A 23255-nucleotide genomic window follows, 5' to 3' on the forward strand; every position below is an offset into this window, starting at 1 on the left:
ATTGGAGCAGCACATGAAAAAATCACATCAAATAGCAGCGAGCACACACTGCATACTTAATCACTGGCAAATGGCTATAACGACGCTGCTATTTTGCATTGCACTACAGCTACATACGGTCAATGCAGCCACGCAATTTGACAATGAACAAATCAATGAAATTGTCTACCATATCCACACTTATTACGTGGAAGATATTCCGCTTAGCCATATTCAAGCAAACAACATAAACTCACTATTTAAAGATTTGGACCCTTACTCAAAATACCTTTCAGAACATGAACTTGAAGCTATTTTCAGCGCTGCAAATGGTCGCTACACAGGTATTGGGATTGAGGTTGAGCGAGTTGATGAGCGCATTGTCATCGTCAATACTTTACCCGGCTCGCCTGCTGCGCAAGCAGGTATCGAAGGCGGAGATAAACTAGTTGCAATTGGACAAACAGATGTGACGAAAAAAGACATAGCCCATGTATCTAAACTGCTTCGGGACGCCAAGTTCGCAACCATCAACATCACCGTAGAGCGCGCAAAAACCAACCTGACACTTGCTCTTCGTAGACAGGAAATAAACTTAGAAAGTGTTAGCAGCCAACTGTTAAAAAGCGGAAATGGCTATATTGAATTAAATAGCTTTAATAACCATAGCTATCATGATGTATCACGACACATCAATAAACTTATTAGCAGAAATGGCGCGCCACTAACAGGGCTTATTATTGACTTACGAGATAACCCAGGCGGCACACTCAGCAGTGCGGTGGCAATTTCTGATTTGTTTTTACAGGCCGGCACCATTGTTACAACAAAAGGCCGGTTTTTTGACGCAAACCAGCGTTTCAGTGCAGAGCACGGCGACATCTTAAATGGTGCCCCGATTGTTGTGTTAATCAATGAACAATCAGCTTCTGCAGCAGAAATACTTGCGGGCGCATTACAAGATAACGGTAGAGCATTAATTATTGGCAAACAATCCTATGGCAAAGGATCTGTGCAATCTTTAATTCCTTTAGGCAATGGTACCACCGCATTAAAACTCACAACCGCCCGTTACTTTACTCCGTCAGGGCAATCTATTGAAGGTGTCGGCATTAAACCTGATATCATTATCACGCCACAAAGCCTTTCGAATTTAAGCAAAGACGTTATAATGAATGGTGAACAAACGAACAAAATTACCGTGTTAGCAAAGCTGGACTCGCACATCATGACAGCTAAAAGGTTGCTACAAAAATAACGATTAAAACATATAACAATAATTATAGTAGGCACCGTGTTAAAGATATTTTTTTGGGGAGTTATTTGCTTTTGCTTAGCGCTCGCACCTAGTTATGCAAAACAAATTGCCATCGTTATTGATGACGTTGGCAATCATGAACGTGATCTTGAGCTTCTGAACCTCCCGGGCCAGTTGTCTTTTTCGATCTTACCTCATACACCATACTCGCAACTATTTGCTCGCTTAGCGAGTAAAGAAAATAAAGAACTCCTATTACACGTGCCAATGCAATCTATCGAAAATAAGGTACTCGGTCCTGGCGCCCTAACGCTAAAGATGAACAAATGGCAGTTACAAACAACACTTGGCCATGCTCTTGCTACACTTCCTCAAGTAAGAGGCGTAAATAATCATATGGGATCAGCGCTTACGCAATATATTACCCCTATGAACTGGACGATGGAGGTACTCAAAAAACGAGGTTTATTTTTTTTAGATAGTCGTACAACAGAACAAACACAAGCCCAGCATGCAGCTAATTTATACGGTGTGAGAAACATTGGACGCCATGTCTTTTTAGACAATGTCCCCACAGAAGATGCGTTACAATCACAGTTAACACAGCTCAAACTCCTTGCACAAAGTCAAAATTCAGCCATTGCGATTGCTCATCCATACCCAACCACTATTTCATTTTTGAACAAAGCTTTACCTGAGTTAATTGCGCAGGGCTTTGAACTTGTGCCGGTTTCCCAGCTCGTCCAACATAAATATATTCAGTTAGCACAACAACAAAATACGCACTTACCTAACAATCGACGAGGGATTAAATAAAACATTTATACCGATTAGTTGATATCGCTCAGGTATTCCCCACTTTACTCTTCAAATTTCGCCAGCTTCAGTTATAACTAATATACCAAGTTTAATTATAGGTATCCGAATGCTACAAACAGTTTCTGATTTGATGACACACAAGCCCTATAGCGTCAATCAAGATCAATCTTTACGTGATGCTCACGATTTAATGCGCACCAAAAACGTTCGACATATTCCTGTTACTAATGAACAAGGCTTTCTCTGTGGTATGTTAACCCAAAAAATTATGATTGCTGAGGTAATGCGGATCATTGCCACCTATGGGCCGACTGCACTTGAAAGAAAAGAAAAACATACATTAGTAAGTGACATTATGGCCACTGACTTTGTTTGTATTGGACCTGAAGAAAACTTGAGTAAAGTAGCACAATTTTTTGTTGATAATCGCCACGGGTGTATGCCTGTAACTAATGTTCAAAAAGAGCTAATAGGGATATTAACCTCGTCAGATTTTGTTCGCTTGGCGGCTGCTTTGCTCTCGTAAAACACAGCGGGTAAATAAAAAGCATGCTTGGCATACTCTTTATTTACTCACTAAAATACAATTTATGCTTTTTCTTGTAATGTTCTGGCTATCGTGCGCATACCCAATGTCGTTGCTCCAGCAGCCCATTGCCCACCAGCACTATTTTGAAATGCAGCAGCTAAATCAATATGTACCCAACCTTGACCTTCATTTGGTACAAACCGAGCCAAAAAGCCTGCTGCATTTGACGCACCACCAAAACCACCACCTTTTTGTGCTCTGCTATTAGCAGTATCAGCATACGGTGAAGGACAGTTATTCTTGTGCCACGGCTCTAAAGGCAACGGCCATGCGGCTTCAAATTCATCACTGGCAAATTGTTGAACATCATTAACTAACGCTTTATCTAATCCAAATAAGGCGTTATATTCTTGCCCGACCGCTACCAAAGCTGCACCCGTCAATGTTGCTGCATCAATGATAAGCTCCGCTCCCGTTTCACCCGCGGCCATCAAGCCATCAGCCAATACTAAGCGCCCTTCAGCATCAGTATTAACAATCTCGACCGTTGTGCCATTTTTATAGGTCAAAATATCGCCAAGCTTATATGCGTGACCTGAAATTAAGTTTTCAGCACAACATAAAAACAACTTAATACGCTTTTTCATACCACGCTGGATTGCCAAAGCAAGACCGGCCGTGACCGTTGCAGCACCACCCATATCGCATTTCATACCCAGCATACCTTCGCTAGACTTGATTGAGTAACCGCCAGAATCAAACGTGATCCCTTTACCAACCAATGCAGCACTCACCGGCGCATCTTTATCCCCTGTCGGATTGTAGTCTAACTCCAACAATACAGGGGGACGTTCACTACCTCGACCAACCTCATGGATGCCTATCCATTGTTGCTCCAGTAGTGCTTTACCTTTGATGATCTGATAACTCACATGCTCTGGCGCTAAAGATTGAATAAACTCTGCTGCATTTCCAGCCAAGCTTTCTGGATACACATCTTCAGCGGTGCCGTTAATCATGCTGCGAGCCCACGTTGCAGACTTCTGTAACGCAATCAATTCATTCAAATCTGACTGTGCATTTTCAATGAATGTAACGCCACTTAACTGTTTAGGACTAACATAACCTTGATAAAACGCCCATTGAGATTCCGTACACCACACATCACCCATAAGCGTCACATTTTTTACGCCTTGCTGCGCAATACTTCGTGCGGCCTTTTGAACATTTTTCAATGTTTCAGTTTCTTGTAAGTGAATGGTTGCACCATCTTCAGTGAATGACAGGCTTGTGCCTTGCCCCCAATGAGGAGCAGCAGCTTGCTCACTTAATCGAACAATAAATTTATCAGACATTTTATCCTAACCTTAGCGCTTATATTATGTTGAGCAGTGTACACTAGCCCTTTATATCACCCAACTGACTTGCGATTAATATATGAAATTTTCTAGTACATTAAGTCAAGCCCAATTAATTAAGCGCTATAAGCGATTTCTCGTTGATTTAATTGATACTAATGGTGTTGAATTCACAGTTCATTGCGCTAATACAGGTAAAATGACTGGGTGTGCTGACCCCGGTTTTCGAGCCTATTACTCAACGAGTGACAATACAAAACGAAAATACCCCCACTCTCTTGAAATAACTAGCAACCATCTTAAGCAGATGATTTGTGTAAACACCAATCATGCAAATAAAGTGGCTATTGAAGCCATTAAATACCAAAAAATACCTGAACTTAGCGATTATCAACACACACATAGCGAAGTTAAATATGGTAACGAAAATAGCCGTATCGATATCCTATTAAGCGATGATAATAAACAAGATTGTTATGTCGAGGTCAAGTCGGTAACTCTTTTAGAGCAACAACAAGGATATTTTCCAGATACCCAAACACTGCGCGGGCAAAAACATATCCGAGAGTTAATGACTATGAAGCAGCAAGGAGATCGAGCCGTACTTTTATTTATTGTTATGCACAGTGGTATCAACTCAGTAAAACCAGCAGCACATATCGATCCCGAATATGCTAAACTGCTTGTTAAAGCAAAAGAAATTGGTGTTGAAATTTATGCTTATAACACCATAATCAGCCTTGATGAGATAAAAATAAAACAACGTGTACCGGTATTAATGGCTTGAGTTTTAAAAACCAGCCCCCATATCGCTGCTCATTAGAATTAAACCTCTATGACTGATTCTTACCCACTCAATTGTTAACTTTTGAGACAAAGTATTTGCTAAGGGTGTGAGATTCTGCTATTTATAGCCGCCGGCGTTAGCTGGGGTGTTGTGTTAAGGATTTAGGAGAATGCTATGCCAGACCAAAAGAAACTAGGGTTGTTGGCTCAAGCCGGTTTACAACCATATCAGGAAAAACCAGGCGAAGAATACATGAATGACGTACAACGTACGCATTTTAAAGCAATATTAGATGCATGGCGTAAAGATCTACGTAATGAAGTTGATCGTACAAAAACGCATATGCAAGATGAAGCAGCAAACTTTCCAGATCCTGTAGACCGTGCAGCGCAAGAGGAAGAGTTTTCTTTAGAGTTACGCACACGTGACCGTGAGCGTAAGCTGATTAAGAAAATTGAGAAAACACTGCAACTAATTGAAGATGATGACTTTGGCTTCTGTGAGTCTTGTGGTATTGAAATTGGGATCCGTCGTTTAGAAGCCCGCCCTACAGCTGACTTATGTGTCGACTGTAAAACACTGGCCGAGATTAAAGAAAAACAAAACGGCAGAGGTTAAACTCTGCCATTTATGCTAACCCCAGCATTACCCATCCAAGGGAGCTATCGTGGCCGGTTTGCTCCTTCGCCATCAGGATCACTGCATTTTGGTTCACTTGTAGCTGCACTCGCAAGTTATTTAGCAGCTAAAGTACACGATGGTCAGTGGTTAGTCCGTATGGAAGATATAGATACCCCAAGAATGCTTAAGGGCGCTGATAGTGATATTTTACGCACGCTCGATGCTTTTGGCTTACATTGGGATGGAGAAGTCGTTTACCAAAGCCGTCGGCATGACTACTACAACGATGCGTTAAACACACTCCAACAACAAAATTTAATTTACGCCTGCACATGCACACGCAAAGAAATTAAATTACAAGGCGGTTTATATACAGGGCATTGTCGTCACGCTAATCACCCTCCGACAAACAATGCACTGAGAATTAAACAACATCACCCCATATTACAATACAACGACATGGTACAGGGTAAAGTCTATACGTCTGAGCAAATAGCTCACGAAGACTATATCGTTAAACGCCGTGATGGCCTTTATGCATATCAACTCGTTGTTGTACTCGACGATATAGATCAAGGTATTTCTCATATTGTTCGTGGTGCCGATTTACTTGAACCCACCGCTCGACAGTTAGGTTTATTTCAACAACTGGACCACACTCCACCTGAATTTGCCCATATTCCCGTGATTGTAACTAAACCAGGGTTTAAATTGTCAAAACAAAATCACGCGCCTGCAATTAATGAAAGTAATCCAATTCCAACTTTGTGCTCAGCCCTTAAATACTTGGGCGTCGAGACACCTGAAGACATCATGCATACCAATATTGATAATATTCTACATTGGTCACAAGCACACTTCAGCTTAAGCGCGATTCCTGCTGTTTCTGAACGTCAATTTATAGAATACGCCTGATCTACGATTATTTATCACCTGTAACTTAATTTTTTCACGTTGCTGGTATATCATAGCGAGCCTTGCAAAATTGCCTACACTGTAAGCGGTTTCAAGCAACCACCTTAGGCGCCGTATTAATTGCTGATAAATACAGTGATTAACCACTAATAAGTGAGCCTAGTATTAAGTCGAGCATGCATCGGTATGAGTTTTTAGGAGACAGGTTATTATTTCTAAGCTATTAAAATTTTGCAGACAGCTAGTCAATGGTGAGAAAAGCTCATCAGATCTTGTCACCTGTACTGACCCTCAAGTGGTTCCCCGCAGTGAGCACAGTATTTCTCGCAAACAATTTAGCCCAAATGCAATCAAAGTACTTTATCGCCTAAAAGATGGCGGTTACGATGCCTATTTAGTAGGTGGTTGCATTCGTGATATTTTGTTAGGTGTTGAGCCCAAAGACTTTGATGTAGTCACCAATGCAACTCCAGAACAAATAAAAAAGTTATTTCGCAATTGCCGCCTAATTGGTCGCCGGTTTCGCTTAGCCCATATCGTTTTTGGACGTGAAATTATTGAAGTTGCTACCATGCGCGGCCACCACGAAGCCAGTGCCAGTAAAAATCAAACCAGTCAGTCGAGTGAGCATGGCCAATTACTGCGTGATAATGTGTATGGCACGATAGAAGAAGATGCTGAGCGCCGAGACTTTTCTATTAATGCGCTTTATTATTCTATCAAGGATTTTACTATTCATGACTTTGCCAATGGTATGAATGCCATTGCCAATCGAAAAATAGAGCTGATCGGTGACCCTGAAACACGTTATCGTGAAGATCCCGTGCGCATGTTAAGAGCGGTGCGATTTGCCACCAAGTTAGATATGGAAATAGCACAACCAACGAAAGCTCCTATTTCTGAACTAGCTGATTTGCTATCGCATATTCCTGCAGCTCGTTTATTTGAAGAAACATTGAAATTATTTTTAAATGGAAAGGCCGAAGCTAATTATCATATGTTACGTGAGTTTGGTCTATTCAAACAACTGTTCCCTGCTTTAGACGATATTATCGAAAATAGTGAAACAGGCTTTGAAACGCGCTTTATTGCTCAAATGTTTGCTAACACTGACAAACGCATTAATGCAGAGAAAAAAGTCACGCCAGCGTTTGTTTACGCCGCTTTATTGTGGTTTCCATTATTAAAACGCAGTGAACAGCTACAACAAGAAAACATGCCTATTTTTGATGCCTACGCACAAGCTATGAATCACGTCTTGAGTGAAAACGCGCAAAGTGTTGCAGTACCTAAGCGATTTACACTCGGCGCAAGAGATATTTGGCATATTCAATTGCGCTTGGATAAACGTGGTGGACAACGCGCATACCGGGTCAGTCAACAGCCTCGTTTCAAAGCTGCTTACGACTTCTTATTACTTCGAGTTGAAAGTGGAGAGCAAGAACAAGCTGAATTAGCTGACTGGTGGACAAACTATTTACAACAAGATATCAACGGTCAGAAAGAGATGGTACGCTCATTAGGCCCTAGTGAGTCAAACAAGCCCCGACGTCGCTTTCGCCGAAAGCCTAAAAAGAAGCCTAGTGAGTCATGAAAACTGTCTATATAGGGTTAGGCGCTAACCTAGATAACCCTAGCGCACAGCTTCACAGTGCAATAGCAACTATTAAAAAAATAACGACCTGCGAGCTGCTGGCTGTCTCTAAATTTTATGCTTCAAAGCCAATGGGCCCTCAAGACCAACCTGATTACGTGAATGCAGTGGCTAAATTGACAACATCGTTGGCCCCCGAGCCATTTTTAGATGTTTTACAGTCAATCGAGTTAGAACAAGGCAGACAGCGTAAAAAAGAACGTTGGGGTGCGCGCACTTTAGATTTAGATATTTTGTTATTTGGCAATGAGGTGATTGATTCTCAAAGATTAGTCATCCCACATTATGGGTTATGTGAGAGAGAGTTTGTGGTCTACCCCTTACTCGAGATCGAACCATACCTCGTTTTACCTGATGGTCGAAAACTACAAGACGTCAGTGAACACGTTGCATTAAATAACTTAATAGCACTTAATTAATGAAATGATTACTGTATATCAAGGGGAATGGACATGGCTAAAGTAACAGTGTCAACGTTGGCGAAGATGAAACATGCGCAGAACAAAATTACGGCGTTAACCGCCTATGATGCAAGCTTCGCAAAATTATTTTATGACAATGGCGTGGACATTGTGTTGGTTGGCGACTCACTTGGTATGGTATTACAAGGCGCTGATGATACGTTAGCAGTGACCACCGATGAAATTGCTTACCATACCCGTTGTGTGCGCGCTGGAAGTAAAGAACTATTTGTGGTCGCAGACATGCCATTTATGAGCTATGCAAATCCACAACAAAGCTGTGATAATGCTGCTAAATTAATGCGTGCTGGTGCCAATATGGTGAAGTTAGAGGGTGGCGAATGGTTATATGAAACTATTCAAACTCTCACCCAACAAGGCATTCCTGTATGCGGCCATTTAGGCCTTACACCACAATCAGTCCATGTGTTTGGAGGTTTTAAAATACAAGGTCGAGAACAAGCACAGGCTGATAAAATGGTTGCTGACGCACAAGCATTAGAGCAAGCTGGTGCACAGCTACTCGTCATTGAGTGTATTCCTTCAGCACTTGCCAAACGTATTTCTGAAGCCGTTACTATTCCAGTCATTGGCATTGGGGCAGGTAAAGATACTGATGGACAAATATTAGTAATGCATGATCTTGTTGGGATTTCTGCGGGTTATATTCCTAAGTTTTCCAAAAACTATTTAGCTGAAACGGGCAACATGCCAGAAGCAGTTAAACAATACTGCGCCGATGTTAAATCGGGTACCTTTCCAACTAGCGAACATGAGTTTAGTTAATGCAATCAACCTCAGAAATTAAATCATTACGTAGCCAAATTAAAGCGTGGCGACAGCAAGGACTGAGCATTGCATTTGTACCAACAATGGGGAATTTGCATTTAGGACACTTTTCACTTGTTGAAAAAGCCAAAACACTCGCAGATAAAGTTGTTGTCAGTATATTTGTCAACCCTATGCAATTTGGTGAAAATGAAGATTTAGATAATTACCCTCGCACCCTAGACGAAGATAAAAAAGGGCTAGCAGAGCTTGGCACTGATATTGTTTTTACACCTTCTGTTGCATCTATATACCCTAATGGCTTAAGTGCTCAGAGCTATGTCGATGTGCCTGGTATATCACTGGGTTATTGCGGTGGTAAAAGGCCCGGCCATTTTAAAGGCGTTGCAACCGTCGTGACGAAATTGTTTAACATGGTACAACCCGATTTCGCATGTTTCGGTGAAAAAGATTATCAGCAACTGCAAGTCATCAAAACCATGGTACGCGACCTTTCGATGCCAATTGAAGTTGTCGGTGTTGCAACACAGCGAGAGTTCTCAGGTTTGGCAATGAGTTCTCGTAATGGCTATTTAAGCGAGACTGAGAAGGAAACAGCGAAAGCGCTTTATCAATCCCTACTCGAGATCTCGACTCAACTTAAAGCGGGTAACCACAACTTTGCTCAATTAGAAGCCGGTGCAAAAGTGGCACTAGAACAAAAAGGTTTAAAAGCTGATTACTTTGCTATCGCAAATAAAGATACACTAAATCCTGCTACACTTGGAGATGATCACTTGGTGATCTTAGCGGCTGCCTTTTTAGGATCAGTACGCTTAATAGATAACTTACAAGTCTCTATCTAGAAGGAAGTAAGATGAAAACTGTACTGTCACTCTGTGCAATATTACTATTAAGTGCATGCCAAAGTAACAATTCAGCAGAATTGAATCAATGTGCTCAACAGAATTATCAATGTGAAACAAGCTGTGTGAACAGTAATACACCAGAAACAATGTCACATCAAATATGTAATAATGAATGTATTGAAACTTTTAACCAGTGCAAAGTTCAAGCCCAGCAACTGACGAAGAGTAAAACTCGGCAGTACCAATAAGTTAATTTTACAAAAAAACCGCTCAAATGAGCGGTTTTTTATCTGTTATTCCTACAGTAAACCAAGTTTTTTCAGTTCAACGGTCGCCATTTTGCTTGAAAGTGGTACATAACCATCTTTCTCAACAATTTTTTGTCCATCTTTTGATAAAACCATTTTTAGAAATTCAGCTTCAATAGGTGACAATGCTTTATTCGGGTGCTTATTTACATAAACATATAAAAATCGAGATAATGGGTATTTCCCTTTAGCCACATTTTCTAATGTAGCATCAACAAAGTTATTACCTTTTTTAGCTAATGGTACAGTACGTACACCTGACGTTTTATAACCAATACCCGAGTAACCAATAGCATTCACAGATGATGAAATTGACTGTACAACAGATGCCGAACCAGGCTGTTCATTCACATTATTACGGAAGTCGCCTTTACACAGAGCTTTTTTCTTAAAGTAACCGTATGTACCTGATACCGAATTACGTCCATAAAGTTGAACATCTTTGGCAGCCCAATCTCCAGCTAAACCTACGTCACTCCAACGCTTAACTTCGTCTGTAGCACCACACTTACGTGTTGATGAAAAAATAGCGTCAACTTGATCAATGCGTAAGCCTTCAATCGGATTATCTTTATGTACAAAAACAGCAAGTGCATCAATAGCTACACGGACTTCTGTTGGCTTATATCCATAACGTTTCTCAAAGGCTTCAATTTCTTTTGACTTCATTTTTCGGCTCATTGGGCCAAAGTTAGAAGTTGCCTCTGTTAATGCTGGAGGCGCTGTTGAAGAGCCAGCTGCCTGAATTTGAATATTCACATTAGGGTAAATACGTTTGTACTCTTCAGCCCAGAAGGTCATCATATTGGCAAGGGTATCAGAACCAACTGAAGAAAAATTACCTGAAATACCACTCGTTTTATTATACTCAACTAGGTTTTTATCTAACGCTGACGCCTGTGTTGCGACAAGTGTTGTTACAGCTACGCCCATAGCGGCGACTAAACTTTTGAATTTCATTTGGGTTGCTCCAATTGTTCTTCCCATTAAATAACGCGATTCATTCTGCCGCGATTTAATGACAATAAAATTACTCTAAAATGACAGTTTCATGACTTTCACCATCTGTCATAATTTTTACTTTATCTTGCGTGAAGGAAAAAGAAAAACATGATCCTTCTCCCAACGTACTTTGGATCTCTAAACTAGAGTCATGCCTTGTTAGCACATGTTTAGTGATTGCTAACCCCAACCCAGAGCCCCCCGTCTTACGGCTACGTGCTTTATCAACACGATAAAAACGCTCTGTCAATCTATGAATATGCTCAGGGGCAATACCATCACCATTATCTTTCACTGAAAAACAAGCTGATTTATCATTGTACTGCCAAGAGACAACGACTTTGCCATGTGGTTTTGTATAATGAATCGCATTAAACACCAGATTAGAGAACGCACTGCGTAATTCATCAGCAGACCCTAAAATATCTAAAAGTGGATCTACATCAAATACAACTTCGTGTTGCTTGTCTTGGTTAACAGATAATGCTTCAGTTTGAATTAAGGCAAGCATAGCAGGTACATTAACCGGCCTGTCTTTCTCATGTCGCCTTGCACCTTCAATACGTGATAATGACAATAATTGATTTACTAGGCTATCCATGCGTTTGCATTGTTCAATCATGGTTGTATGCGCTTTCTCCCACATCATAGGCGGTGGCATATTATCAGCATCCATCATTTCTAAATAACCCGTAACAACCGTCAATGGTGTTCTCAGTTCATGTGAAACATTTGCCACAAAGTCTTTACGCATTTGTTCTAGTTGCTTTAAACGCGTGATATCCCGGACAACCATCATCAACTGTTCAGCATATGGCATAACACGAAATTCCAGTACCTGATCATTTGCATGGCTTGAGTCTAGCTCTAACGGCTCATCAAAGTGATGCAGTTGCATGTATTTAACAAACTTAGGATCCCTGATCAAATTATCTAATCGCTGACCATGATCTGTTGGCCACTGCAACCCAAGCACTTTTAAAGCAAGTTGATTACACCACACAATACTGAGATCTTGTTGTAATACTACAACCGCATCGGGCACCGCCTCTGCACCTTCGCGGAAGCGGCGTATCAATTCTGCTAACTCATTGCGCTTTTTGCGGTTTCGATGTTGTAAATGATATATTCCTTCAAATATTTGTTCCCATGCCCCTTCACCTTCAGGAGGGTTAAAGCTTCGTTGGTTAAGCAACCAATCACTTAATCTATATAGCTGGTGATAATGCCAAAGCAGTAAAGACAATGCACCTATAAACAATAAAATAAAAGGTGCACCAATCAAAATACCGATCAAAGTTAGTGGTAAAAAATACAAAAACAGGCGCTTAAACAACGCCTGTTTATTAATCACTCGGTACATATACGATGGACCCTAAATATAATTCATCATGCCGCTACAGTTTACTTGAAAACCGATAGCCGGCACCGCGCACAGTTTGTACTAATCTATCATGACCCAGAGGTGCTATTGCTTTACGTAGACGACGGATATGTACATCAACAGTACGATCTTCAACATAGACATTAGTACCCCAGACATGATCAAGTAATTGCTCTCGGCTATATACTCGCTCTGGGTGTGTCATAAAGAAGTGTAATAAACGAAACTCGGTCGGTCCCATATCTAACTCACTGCCAGCCGACGTTACACGGTGTGATATAGGATCAAGGCGCAGACCATGAACTTCGATGGCCTCCTCTAAAGAAGTCGGCGATACTCTACGGATCACTGCTTTGATCCTCGCCATCAATTCTTTTGGAGAAAAAGGTTTCGTGACGTAATCATCAGCGCCAACCTCTAAGCCTTTTACTTTGTCTTCTTCTTCACCACGCGCAGTTAGCATAATAATTGGTATCTGACGCGTATATTCACTTTGCTTAAACTTTTTCGCGATTTGAATCCCACTGCCACCTGGTAACATCCAATCCAACAGCACCATATCTGGGTATGGTTCGACCATCGCCGTAATTGCTGAATCGTAATCTTCTGCTTCAATCGCTTGAAACCCATTTTGTTCCAGCACAAATACCAGCATCTCCCTGATAGGTGCTTCATCATCAACTACAAGTACTTTACGTGACATTCCCAATATTCTCTTTCATTACCGAAGATGTTTTCATTATTATGACTAAGTGTGACAGTTTTATGAAAGTGTAACGTGGATCTACAAAACCTGCTAAAAAATCGCTTAACTATTTGCGCTAAGCGATTTTTTTAACAAGGTATTATGACTATATCATGTCATTTTTTAGGAAGTTTTTTTAAAAATCATAACGTAATGTTAACGCCATATGATCTTGATCTGCTGAGTTATCAAGATCAAATTTGGAATACCATAAATACATACGCGCTTGTTTAGATAGCTTTTTCTCAACACCTAACGACGTAGAGTTTCCAGAATCTTTCAATTTACCTTCAGCACCATCGGTGTCTTGATATTGAGCTAATAATTTATAACTATTCGGGAGTTTATACGCGGCACTGACAACAAAGCTATCAACAGAATCATCACTATCCACTTTTTCACTTTGCTGGTATAAGCCACCTAATGTCACATCGCCTAGCTTTCCTTGCAATACAACCCGTGTAATATCGCGTCCTGCAACTTTTGAATCCCTAGCAACACTGGCGTAAACAGGTGTTTTTTTCAATTTACTATCACCGTACACGCCCGCAATAGATACCCCTGTTTCTCCATCTTGTTTACTGTTATCTTCCGCAATATAGCTAACCACAAACTTCATATGGTTAAGTGATGGAGAGGTATATTGAATCGTATCCCCCAGGCGGTTATCCCCTGCAAATAGCGCCTTATTATCAGAGGTAAAATCGTTCATTAAATCAACTTTTCCTTGCGATTTTTTCACTGGAGTGTCATTTCGTCCAACAAGTACTTCCCCGTAGCTACCTTTTAACCCAACATATTGCGATCGGGCGGTGATATTATCACCATCTTTACCATCTTTATCGTTATCTACTGGATTAACTTCGAATTCATATTTAAAGAAAACATCAACACCCTCATTTATCTTCGCTTTACCCTTAAGGCCCATCCTCGACGCATAGCTTTTAATCGATGTTTCATCTTCATCGCCCGTATCGCTAAACTGTAAACCGGCGTGAACTCGACCATAGACTTTAACTTCATTCGCTAGCGTAACATCAGATATTACAAGCAAGCCGAGTGTAAAAAGAGAGAGTAATAATTTGGTTTTCATATTAGCGCAGCCTCATAATTGTAAGAGGAAAACACCGAGTCCATACGATGCTCATATAATTATCGTCTAAGTTAAAAATTAGCTGTAATTCTAAATAGATCAAGTCAGTGATTAGGAACAGATCAAATTTATATCAACCCAACTTATCAGGATCAAAATCTTACTAACGCGATCCTATTTGGGATCAGCTTTTTACTAGCTTTACGCCACTTTAGTTAGATCAAACAGTATAAACATAATGACTAACACGGCGTAAACCAAGTGAAATAGGCATTAAGCCGTGATCAATTAGTACAATCTTGATCTACATTGAATACTGTTAGTACAATCGTGATCCCAACATGATCTTAACATCAACTTACTCTAATTGGGGCCCTGAGAATTAGTTATTATTGTTTTTATCAATATGTTATGAGTTTACCTGTGAATAAAGAAAGTTAATAAAATAATGATCCAAAAAAAAGCCCCGTATTCGGAGCTTTAATTTATTCAGGTGTGTTAGTTATTATTTGATCTGTTGATCAAGTTCACCCGATAAGTACTTCAAGTGCATATCGTCTAATGAAATTGGTTTGATCTTAGCTGCATTTCCTGCTGTACCAAATGCTTCATAGCGGTCAACACAAATTGCGGTCATTGCTTTCGTTGCTTCAGCTAAGTATTTACGTGGGTCAAAGTTAGCAGGGTTCTCTGCTAAATGACGGCGAATTGCCCCCGTTGAAGCTAAACGTAAATCGGTATCAATATTCACTTTACGCACACCGTGCTTAATCCCTTCGATGATCTGCTCTACTGGCACACCATACGTTTCAGGAATTTGGCCACCATGCTCATTGATCACGGCTAACCAATCTTGGGGAACTGAAGAAGAACCATGCATTACAAGGTGTGTATTAGGGATCCGTGAATGAATATCTTTGATTCTGTTAATCGCTAATATGTCCCCTGTCGGCGGACGTGTAAATTTATAAGCGCCATGAGATGTACCACAAGCAATTGCAAGCGCATCAACCCCTGTTTTACTTACAAAATCAGCTGCTTCCTCAGGATCTGTTAGTAACTGATCTAAGCTTAACTTGCCAACTGCACCAATACCATCTTCTTCACCAGCTTCACCGGTCTCCAATGAACCAAGCACGCCTAGTTCACCTTCCACCGAAACACCACATGCGTGTGCCATATCAACTGTGCGACGCGTAACATCTACATTATACTCGTAACTTGAAGGCGTTTTACCATCCTCAAGCAAAGAGCCATCCATCATCACAGATGAAAAACCAAGTTGAATTGAGCGCTGACAAATTCCAGGTGATGTCCCATGATCCTGATGCATTACTACTGGAATGTGAGGCCACTCTTCAACGGCCGCAAGGATCATATGACGAATAAATGGTGCACCAGCATAAGCGCGTGCACCAGCTGAACCTTGAACAATAACAGGACTATTTGTCTTGTCTGCTGCTTCCATAATAGCGCGCATTTGCTCTTGGTTGTTTACGTTGAAGGCAGGAACGCCATAACCATACTCTGCTGCATGATCAAGTAATTGACGCATACTGATTAAAGCCATATTGCTTTCTCCAATAGTCGATGACAGTCACTATCATCTAGTTTGAACGGGATAATTTGTGTGTGATTTACATCACATTGTCTGTTTCAGACAATATTTAAGTACCAAATATCAAATGTGAGAGCGACATTTAGTAAATAATTAGGCCAGCAATCGCTGGCCAAAATTCATATTAAGCGTTTGCTCTTTTCTCAAGCATAGCTACTGCTGGTAATTTTTTCCCTTCTAAAAACTCTAAAAAGGCACCACCACCAGTTGAGATATAAGAGATATTATCTGCTACACCATATTTATCAATGGCTGCCAGCGTGTCTCCACCACCGGCTATTGAAAATGCATTAGACTTTGCGATGGCATTTGCAATTGCCTCTGTGCCATTTCCAAATTGATCAAATTCAAATACGCCAACAGGGCCATTCCAAACCACTGTACCCGCTTTTTCTATAATTTTTGCTAACGTGTTCGCTGTATCTGGACCAATATCGAATATCATGTCTTCCTCAGTCACATCAGCAACATCTTTTATTGTTGCAACTGCTGACTCAGAAAATTCGCTGCCAACGACAACATCAGTTGGTACTGGGATCTCACCATTGTTCAACTTTGCAGCTGCAGTAAGCTTATTAGCCTCAGCAATTAAATCAGCTTCATACAAGGATTTACCCACCGGGTTTCCAGCAGCTGCGATAAACGTATTTGCAATTCCACCACCAGCGACCAGCTGGTCAACGACCGTAGAAAGCGAATCTAGCACAGTTAATTTTGTAGAGACTTTAGAGCCACCTACAATGGCAACTAAAGGACGCGCTGGGTTATCAAGTGCTTTTCCTAACGCTTCTAGTTCATTGGCTAAAAGCGGGCCTGCACACGCTGTTTCGGCAAATAAGCCTACGCCATGTGTTGATGCTTGAGCACGATGTGCTGTACCAAACGCATCCATAACATACACATCACACAATGCTGCTAATTGCTTGGCAAGCGTTTCATCGTCTTTTTTCTCGCCAACATTAAAACGAACATTTTCAAATACAACAACTTCGTTTTCACTTACTTCGACGCCGTTTAAATAATCTTTCTCTAAACGCACTGGTTGCTCAAGTGCATCGTTTAGATAATCAACAACTGGTTGTAATGAATATTGCTCATCATACTCACCTTCAGTTGGACGCCCTAAATGAGACATAACCATTACTTTAGCGCCTTGCTGTAACGCTAATTTTATAGTGGGTAAAGATGCGCGGATCCGTGCATCAGAGGTCACTTTACCTCCTTTAACAGGCACATTTAAATCTTCACGAATTAAAACGCGCTTGCCGCTTAAATCTAAATCCGTCATTTTAATGACTGACATTAACATCTCCTTACTAAACGATACTTATGAATATGAACTCTTTATTTGGCAACCATCATGGCTACAGCAGTGTCGAGCATACGGTTAGCAAACCCCCACTCGTTATCACACCACACTAATAATTTTACGAGTCGTTTATGACTAACACGTGTTTGTGTGCCATCAATAATACAAGAATGCGGATCATGATTAAAATCTACTGAGACCAATGGTTCCTCGGTGTAGCTTAAAATTCCATCAAGGCGGCCACTGGATGCGGTTTCTAGCACTTGATTAATGGAGGATAACTCCACATCTTGGTTTAACGTCACACTTAAATCCATTGCGGTTACATTTATCGTCGGAACACGCACCGCAATTGCTTCAAAACGTCCATGAAATTTAGGAAGTATACGCTCAATACCCCGCGCGAGTTTTGTATCAACGGGAATAATTGATTGGCTCGCAGCTCGTGTCCGTCGTAAATCGCTATGATAGGCATCAATCACTTGTTGGTCATGCATTGATGCATGAATCGTTGTTATTGCGCCTGACTCGATACTAAAAGCATCATCTAACACTTTTATCACGGGTACAATACAATTGGTTGTGCATGAGCCATTCGAAACAATATTGTCTGTTTCTAATAACTCATCATCATTAATGCCATAAACAATGGTCGCATCAACATCGGCATCTGCTGGTTGAGAAAAAAGTACTTTCTTTGCACCCGCTTTTAAATGAACGTTTGCATCTTGTCGTGAATGAAATACACCAGTGCATTCCAATACCACGTCAACATCTAATGCTTGCCAAGGCAAATTTCCAGGGTCTGGCTCTGAAAACAACTGAATATGATCTCCAGCAACGTTCAAATATGGGGCCTCATATTCCACCTCAAAGGCAAAGCGACCATGCGACGTGTCGTATTTAAGTAGGTGCGCAACCCCTTTGGGATCCGCCAGCTCATTTATCGCAACGATTTGGATCTCGTGTTGACGAGCAGATTCATACAGGGCGCGTACAATATTACGTCCTATACGACCAAAACCATTTATAGCCAGTTTGATTGCCATTGAATTGAAAATCCAGCCTTTAGCATAGATGATAGGGATGTTCCCTTTTGAGATGGCGCTATTGTAATCGACCAAGGAAAAATGTCTAAGGGAAATGGCAATATTTTTAAATAATTATACTCAGTTTTTCTCGGCGACCCATGCTGATAGCCGAATATTGGGCTAACAGTAGTTCTGCAGTTGCCAATGCATCACATAATGCATCGTGTTGTTTATATTCGGGCAGGCCATAACGGGCACGACATGCAGATAATGTCAAACTATCCTGAGTTAATGGTCTTCCTTGTGCTAACAAACGCCGCTTTTCTATCTTCATCGTATCAATAATCGCTTTAGGCGTAATTCGATATTGATACACTGATGCGACCCGTTGAATGAACCCCCAATCAAGTACAGCATTATGACACACTAATACGTGACCATTAATTGCTGTCGCCAAAGACGCTATAAGTCCTCTTAAACTGCTCCCTTCCAGCAAAGCGTCATCATCAATACCATGGTAAATCGTACTCTGCGACAAATCTTGCACTTCTTTGTTCAACATATAACCTGCAGTGCATAAATCAATTTTAGAGGCACGCATATTTAACCATGCAGCTGAAACAATTTCATGCTCACTAGGGATTAACCCCGTTAATTCCAAATCAATAATTACGTATTTTTGCTGATCAAAATAACTCTGCTTTAACTTATACTCTCTCAAGTACCTCAGCAACCAGGGATACAGCCCCATCACAAACTTGCCCTAGCAAATTTGAATGCACTCGCTTGCTGTGCATGTCGCACTAAGTGAAAAGCTTCTTTTAACTGATGCTTCTCCAATGACGTTAAAGTCTTTGGATCAATGCAATTACTCGGCAGCCCTTCCCTTTTTATCTGGGTTTTCAAGCGAAGTTGTGTCAAGTAACGCCAACAGTCTTTCAGGTCATACACATCGTTACTACTCAATACGTCAAATTTTAATAAAGCATCCAATCGCTCCAACGTGTTTGCTTTATAAATGCCAACATTTAACGCATAAAGGCGGACAAGATCATTAATGATCACAATGCCACGTCGCTTTAGATCGAGATGCTTATGTTGAGTGTTCCCTTTTTCTAGTTTAAATTGGTGAAATAACCCAATAGGGACTGAATTCGTATTAATGTCTGTAGCCATAGCTGCAAAAAACAACTCATCTCTACGGATCATATCTAATGCAGCGCATAAATCTTGATAAAGCGACTTTGATCCATCAATCAGGCGTAGATCAAAATAGATTTTACAATTAAGCATCGCTTTAGGAGTCGGCTCCTTAATCCAAGTAACAAACCGGCTTTGCCATTGTGTAACAGTGCCTCTACAGGCTTCATTGCTGGCCATTATATTGCCGGGGCAACGTTTGATCCCGCACTCAACTAACTGCTCGCATACCGTTGCCCCCAAATGTGCAAAGTACACTCGCTGTTTCGCTGTAATGTTTGCATCCAACAAGATGCCATTGTCTTGATCTGAGTGCAGTGTTTGCTCCTCTCTAGCTTGTGAGCCAAAGCAAATCCAGCTAAACGCGCAAGGCGCTTGGCCGTATTTTAATTGATATAAATGCACTAATCGAGCGGTTAATGCATCGGTTAATCCGCTCAACAATTTTCCAATAACCGAAATATCTTCAATATTGTTTGAAAACTGCTTTAGTAACTCCGGAATGTCACTTGAATAACGCTTCACTTCCGCCACACTGCTTGCTTTGTAAATTTTCCCAATAAGTTGTACTGGATCACTCTTTTGTTGACGCAATAGATCTGTACTGGTGATAACACCTAACGGCTTATACGCTTCATCTAGTACTGGGAGGTGATGAATATTATGTTTAAGCATTAAATGTAAGGCTGAAAATGCTCGGTTATTCTCGAAAATAGATTTTGGGTTTTTAGTCATGACCGATTGGATTGACGTGCTCGGCGCAATGTCTGAAGCTAAAACACGATTACGTAAATCTCGATCCGTTACAATCCCAAGTAACGTATTTTCATCAGTAATAACTAACGATGATACCCCGTAGTGACGCATTTTCATGGCTGCTTCTGTGATACTCACTTGAGCACTAGCGGTAATAATATTCGATGACATGAGTTCACTGATTTTACGCTCAGACCAGCTTTGGTCACGTGTTTTATATTGAGAACTGAGCAACCGGTTGGCATGAGCTCTCACAAAATGTTGTTCAAATCCCCTATACTCTCTGCGTAAATAGTCAAAACTTTGCTGATCTAATACATAAAGTAAACCCGCAGTAACAACCTGTAAATGGCTTTGTATTTTATCGCCAGTTAATAATGAAGGAAAACCAAAATAATCACCTTCAGTTAAGCGTGTAATGGTATCACCGTGTATAGAGACCAAATCAAACACACCAGAACGGACTAAATATAAATTGACCTCCCCAGTCTGTAGCCATTGCATTTGATTTTCTCGGGTTAAATATACCACTTGTAAATGACGAGCAAAATAGGATGTTGCACCATGAGGTAAATGACTAAACGGCATTTGTTTATGACTAAATTCCACAACATCCTGTACTTGTGCCGCCATATTTCATTCCTTTATAAACAATTTTCAGGAAAATACTTATGCGTATATACGCTTCACTTTACTAAAAATTGTTGGCCCAGAAAAGACTCTGAGCCAACGGCTTTTTTACTCTTTAATGTGCATGCGCCGCGAGAGATCCTTTTGGATTGCGGATGCTCTCCACCATATCTTGCACTTCTTTTGGCGTGTCAGCGGTCAATTTCAATACTACTGCAGCAATTAAGAAGTTAACGGCCATTCCAACAATGCCAATCCCTTCAGGTGAAATACCGAACAGCCAATTTGCCGGTGTATTTAATTCTGGGCTGACAAATTTGAAATAGATGATATAAGCTGCTGTGAAGGTGATCCCTGACACCATACCTGCAATAGCGCCCTCTTTATTCATACGTTTAGAAAAAATCCCCATGATAATAGCAGGGAAAAAACTCGCTGCCGCGAGGCCAAATGCAAAGGCAACCACGGATGCGACAAATCCAGGGGGATTAATACCAAAGTATGCTGAAATCACAATAGCAACCATGGCCGCGAGCCGTGCAGCGAGTAATTCTTGTTTATCACTGATATCAGGCTTGAGTGTTCGTTTCAATAAGTCATGAGATACCGACGTAGAAATAACCAATAACAAACCAGCTGTCGTCGATAATGCTGCCGCAATGCCACCTGCCGCCACTAACGCAATAACCCATGCTGGTAAGTCTGCTATTTCAGGGTTTGCCAATACCATAATGTCACGGTCAATTTTTACCTCATTGGCACTATTTGGATCGCTAACTTTACCTGCAGAATAAGACATTTTTCCATCACCATTTTTATCTTCAAACGTGATTAAGCCGGTCCTTTCCCAGTTTTTTACCCATGCAGGAGCTTCGCTATACAGCGTGCCACTACCATCTTTGCCATTAATGGTATCAACCATATTTACTCGAGCGAATGATGCAACAGCAGGTGCCGTCGTATAAACAATGGCGATAAAAACCAATGTCCAAGCAGCTGAAATACGCGTATCTTTCACTCTTGGAACCGTAAAAAATCGAACAATAACATGAGGTAAACCCGCTGTACCAACCATTAAAGCAGCTGTAATAGCGAATACATCTATCATACTTTTGGAACCTTCAGTATATTGTGCAAACCCCAATTCAGCACTGAGTCCATCGAGCTTATCTAATACATACATACCGGAGCCATCAGCCAATGTTGCTCCAAACCCTGTTTGTGGTAGGAAATGTCCAGTCATCATCAAAGAGATAAAAATTGCGGGTACCAAATATGCGAATACCAATACGCAATATTGTGCAACCTGCGTGTAAGTGATCCCCTTCATCCCCCCTAGTACCGCATAAAAGAACACAATGACCATACCGATATAAACGCCGGTTTCAATATCAACTTCTAAGAATCTTGAAAACACGACGCCGACACCTCTCATTTGCCCTGCGATATACGTAAAGCAAATAAAGATAGCACATAGAATAGCGACAATTCGTGCTACTTGTGAGTAATAACGGTCACCGATGAAGTCTGGTACAGTAAACTTGCCGAACTTTCTCAAATAAGGTGCCAAACACAAGGCTAACAACACATAACCCCCCGTCCAGCCCATTAGATATACCCCACCATCATATCCAGCAAAAGAAATGATCCCAGCCATGGAAATAAATGATGCTGCACTCATCCAATCCGCAGCAGTTGCCATACCATTGGCAAATGGTGGCACGCCTCCGCCCGCCACATAAAATTCATTCGTTGAGCCTGCACGAGCCCAAATTGCAATACCGATATAAAGCGCAAAGCTCAAACCGACAATAATAAATGTGAGATTTTGTACGTCCATCTTCTTGCTCCTATTCGTCTACGCCATACTTTTTATCAAGCGAATTCATTTTGAATACGTAGACAAAAATCAGAGCGACAAAGGTGTAAATAGCGCCCTGTTGTGAAAACCAAAAACCCAATTTAAACCCAAAAAAACGGACTTCATTTAGTACGTCAACCAGTAAGATGCCAAAACCAAATGACACTACAAACCAGATTGCCAATAACTTAAACATTAGCGCGAGGTTTTCTGACCAGTATGCTTTTGCTTGTTCTTCGTCTTTAAAAGCCATTTGTATCCCCTTTCACTTCTTCACAGCTAGGCTGTATTGGTGTTAAT

General features: G+C 41.0%; 23 protein-coding genes. 11 read left to right on the plus strand and 12 right to left on the minus strand.

Translation table 11 applies throughout. The annotated features are described in order from the left end of the window. Nucleotides 1–13: 13 nt before the first annotated feature. The 3 genes from J8L98_RS15925 (at nt 14) to J8L98_RS15935 (ending at nt 2582) form a co-directional block, all read left to right on the plus strand. Nucleotides 14–1237, plus strand: coding sequence for a S41 family peptidase (locus J8L98_RS15925; protein ID WP_247682584.1), 1224 nt, complete (start codon nt 14–16; stop codon nt 1235–1237). Nucleotides 1238–1282: 45 nt separating this feature from the next. Beyond that, complete coding sequence (locus J8L98_RS15930) at nt 1283–2053, plus strand: divergent polysaccharide deacetylase family protein (RefSeq protein WP_210997279.1); 771 nt, start codon at nt 1283–1285, stop codon at nt 2051–2053. A 109-nt stretch (nt 2054–2162) separates the two neighbouring features. Beyond that, complete coding sequence (locus tag J8L98_RS15935; RefSeq protein WP_210997244.1) at nt 2163–2582, plus strand: CBS domain-containing protein; 420 nt, start codon at nt 2163–2165, stop codon at nt 2580–2582. 62 nt (nt 2583–2644) lie between these two features. On the opposite strand, the gene pepB is transcribed toward J8L98_RS15935, so the two are convergent. Next, nucleotides 2645–3940 (minus strand): aminopeptidase PepB, encoded by a 1296-nt coding sequence (gene pepB, locus J8L98_RS15940; protein WP_210997245.1) that lies wholly within the window; start codon nt 3938–3940, stop codon nt 2645–2647. Nucleotides 3941–4022: 82 nt separating this feature from the next. On the opposite strand from pepB, the gene sfsA reads away from it, so the two are divergent. The 8 genes from sfsA to J8L98_RS15980 all read left to right on the plus strand — a co-directional run bounded on the left by sfsA (nt 4023) and on the right by J8L98_RS15980 (nt 10266). Further along, the gene (sfsA, locus tag J8L98_RS15945; protein WP_210997246.1) at nt 4023–4730 is read left to right on the plus strand and encodes a DNA/RNA nuclease SfsA; all 708 of its coding nucleotides are present in this window, start codon (nt 4023–4025) and stop codon (nt 4728–4730) included. A 174-nt stretch (nt 4731–4904) separates the two neighbouring features. After that, a complete protein-coding gene (gene dksA / locus J8L98_RS15950) occupies nt 4905–5348 on the plus strand; it encodes an RNA polymerase-binding protein DksA (protein WP_192508639.1) in 444 nt (147 codons plus the stop codon). Nucleotides 5349–5360: 12 nt separating this feature from the next. Further along, entirely contained in the window at nt 5361–6266 is a 906-nt protein-coding gene (gluQRS, locus tag J8L98_RS15955; RefSeq protein WP_210997247.1) for a tRNA glutamyl-Q(34) synthetase GluQRS, read from the plus strand. 295 nt (nt 6267–6561) lie between these two features. After that, entirely contained in the window at nt 6562–7860 is a 1299-nt protein-coding gene (gene pcnB, locus J8L98_RS15960) for a polynucleotide adenylyltransferase PcnB (RefSeq protein ID WP_210997248.1), read from the plus strand. Then, entirely contained in the window at nt 7857–8339 is a 483-nt protein-coding gene (gene folK, locus J8L98_RS15965) for a 2-amino-4-hydroxy-6-hydroxymethyldihydropteridine diphosphokinase (RefSeq protein ID WP_210997249.1), read from the plus strand. The genes pcnB and folK overlap by 4 nt, the downstream gene beginning before the upstream one ends. 33 nt (nt 8340–8372) lie before the next feature. Next, nucleotides 8373–9167, plus strand: coding sequence for a 3-methyl-2-oxobutanoate hydroxymethyltransferase (panB, locus tag J8L98_RS15970; protein ID WP_210997250.1), 795 nt, complete (start codon nt 8373–8375; stop codon nt 9165–9167). Further along, entirely contained in the window at nt 9167–10015 is an 849-nt protein-coding gene (gene panC / locus J8L98_RS15975; RefSeq protein WP_210997251.1) for a pantoate--beta-alanine ligase, read from the plus strand. Before panB ends, panC begins: the two co-directional genes overlap by 1 nt. A gap of 11 nt (nt 10016–10026) precedes the next feature. Next, nucleotides 10027–10266, plus strand: coding sequence for a hypothetical protein (locus J8L98_RS15980; protein WP_192508645.1), 240 nt, complete (start codon nt 10027–10029; stop codon nt 10264–10266). 51 nt (nt 10267–10317) lie between these two features. Here the strand turns inward: J8L98_RS15980 and J8L98_RS15985 are convergent, their stop codons facing one another. From J8L98_RS15985 to J8L98_RS16035, 11 genes are all read right to left on the minus strand, one after another. Then, a complete protein-coding gene (locus tag J8L98_RS15985; RefSeq protein WP_210997252.1) occupies nt 10318–11286 on the minus strand; it encodes a phosphate ABC transporter substrate-binding protein PstS family protein in 969 nt (322 codons plus the stop codon). 70 nt (nt 11287–11356) lie between these two features. After that, a complete protein-coding gene (gene phoR, locus J8L98_RS15990; protein WP_210997253.1) occupies nt 11357–12691 on the minus strand; it encodes a phosphate regulon sensor histidine kinase PhoR in 1335 nt (444 codons plus the stop codon). 34 nt (nt 12692–12725) lie between these two features. After that, on the minus strand, nt 12726–13415 hold the full coding sequence (gene phoB / locus J8L98_RS15995; protein ID WP_010362411.1) for a phosphate regulon transcriptional regulator PhoB: 690 nt from the start codon (nt 13413–13415) through the stop codon (nt 12726–12728). Nucleotides 13416–13593: 178 nt separating this feature from the next. Next, nucleotides 13594–14550 carry a porin gene (locus tag J8L98_RS16000; protein ID WP_210997254.1) on the minus strand — a complete coding sequence of 319 codons (957 nt, stop codon included), beginning with the start codon at nt 14548–14550 and terminating at the stop codon, nt 13594–13596. 505 nt (nt 14551–15055) lie between these two features. Next, nucleotides 15056–16120 carry a class II fructose-bisphosphate aldolase gene (gene fba / locus J8L98_RS16005; RefSeq protein WP_192508649.1) on the minus strand — a complete coding sequence of 355 codons (1065 nt, stop codon included), beginning with the start codon at nt 16118–16120 and terminating at the stop codon, nt 15056–15058. 172 nt (nt 16121–16292) lie between these two features. Then, nucleotides 16293–17471 carry a phosphoglycerate kinase gene (locus J8L98_RS16010; RefSeq protein ID WP_192508650.1) on the minus strand — a complete coding sequence of 393 codons (1179 nt, stop codon included), beginning with the start codon at nt 17469–17471 and terminating at the stop codon, nt 16293–16295. A 41-nt stretch (nt 17472–17512) separates the two neighbouring features. Next, a complete protein-coding gene (epd, locus tag J8L98_RS16015) occupies nt 17513–18526 on the minus strand; it encodes an erythrose-4-phosphate dehydrogenase (protein WP_192508651.1) in 1014 nt (337 codons plus the stop codon). Between the two features lie 106 nt (nt 18527–18632). Next, on the minus strand, nt 18633–19259 hold the full coding sequence (locus J8L98_RS16020) for a 3'-5' exonuclease (RefSeq protein ID WP_210997280.1): 627 nt from the start codon (nt 19257–19259) through the stop codon (nt 18633–18635). After that, nucleotides 19259–21097: a DUF294 nucleotidyltransferase-like domain-containing protein gene (locus J8L98_RS16025; protein WP_210997255.1), complete on the minus strand. Its 1839-nt coding sequence runs from the start codon at nt 21095–21097 to the stop codon at nt 19259–19261. Before J8L98_RS16025 ends, J8L98_RS16020 begins: the two co-directional genes overlap by 1 nt. A 112-nt stretch (nt 21098–21209) precedes the next feature. Then, nucleotides 21210–22934 (minus strand): sodium:solute symporter family protein, encoded by a 1725-nt coding sequence (locus J8L98_RS16030; RefSeq protein ID WP_210997256.1) that lies wholly within the window; start codon nt 22932–22934, stop codon nt 21210–21212. Between the two features lie 10 nt (nt 22935–22944). Then, nucleotides 22945–23208 carry a DUF4212 domain-containing protein gene (locus J8L98_RS16035; protein WP_010362403.1) on the minus strand — a complete coding sequence of 88 codons (264 nt, stop codon included), beginning with the start codon at nt 23206–23208 and terminating at the stop codon, nt 22945–22947. Nucleotides 23209–23255 lie beyond the last annotated feature (47 nt).

The organism is Pseudoalteromonas sp. MMG013, from assembly GCF_018100885.1.
Classification (GTDB): Bacteria; Pseudomonadota; Gammaproteobacteria; order Enterobacterales; family Alteromonadaceae; genus Pseudoalteromonas; species Pseudoalteromonas aurantia.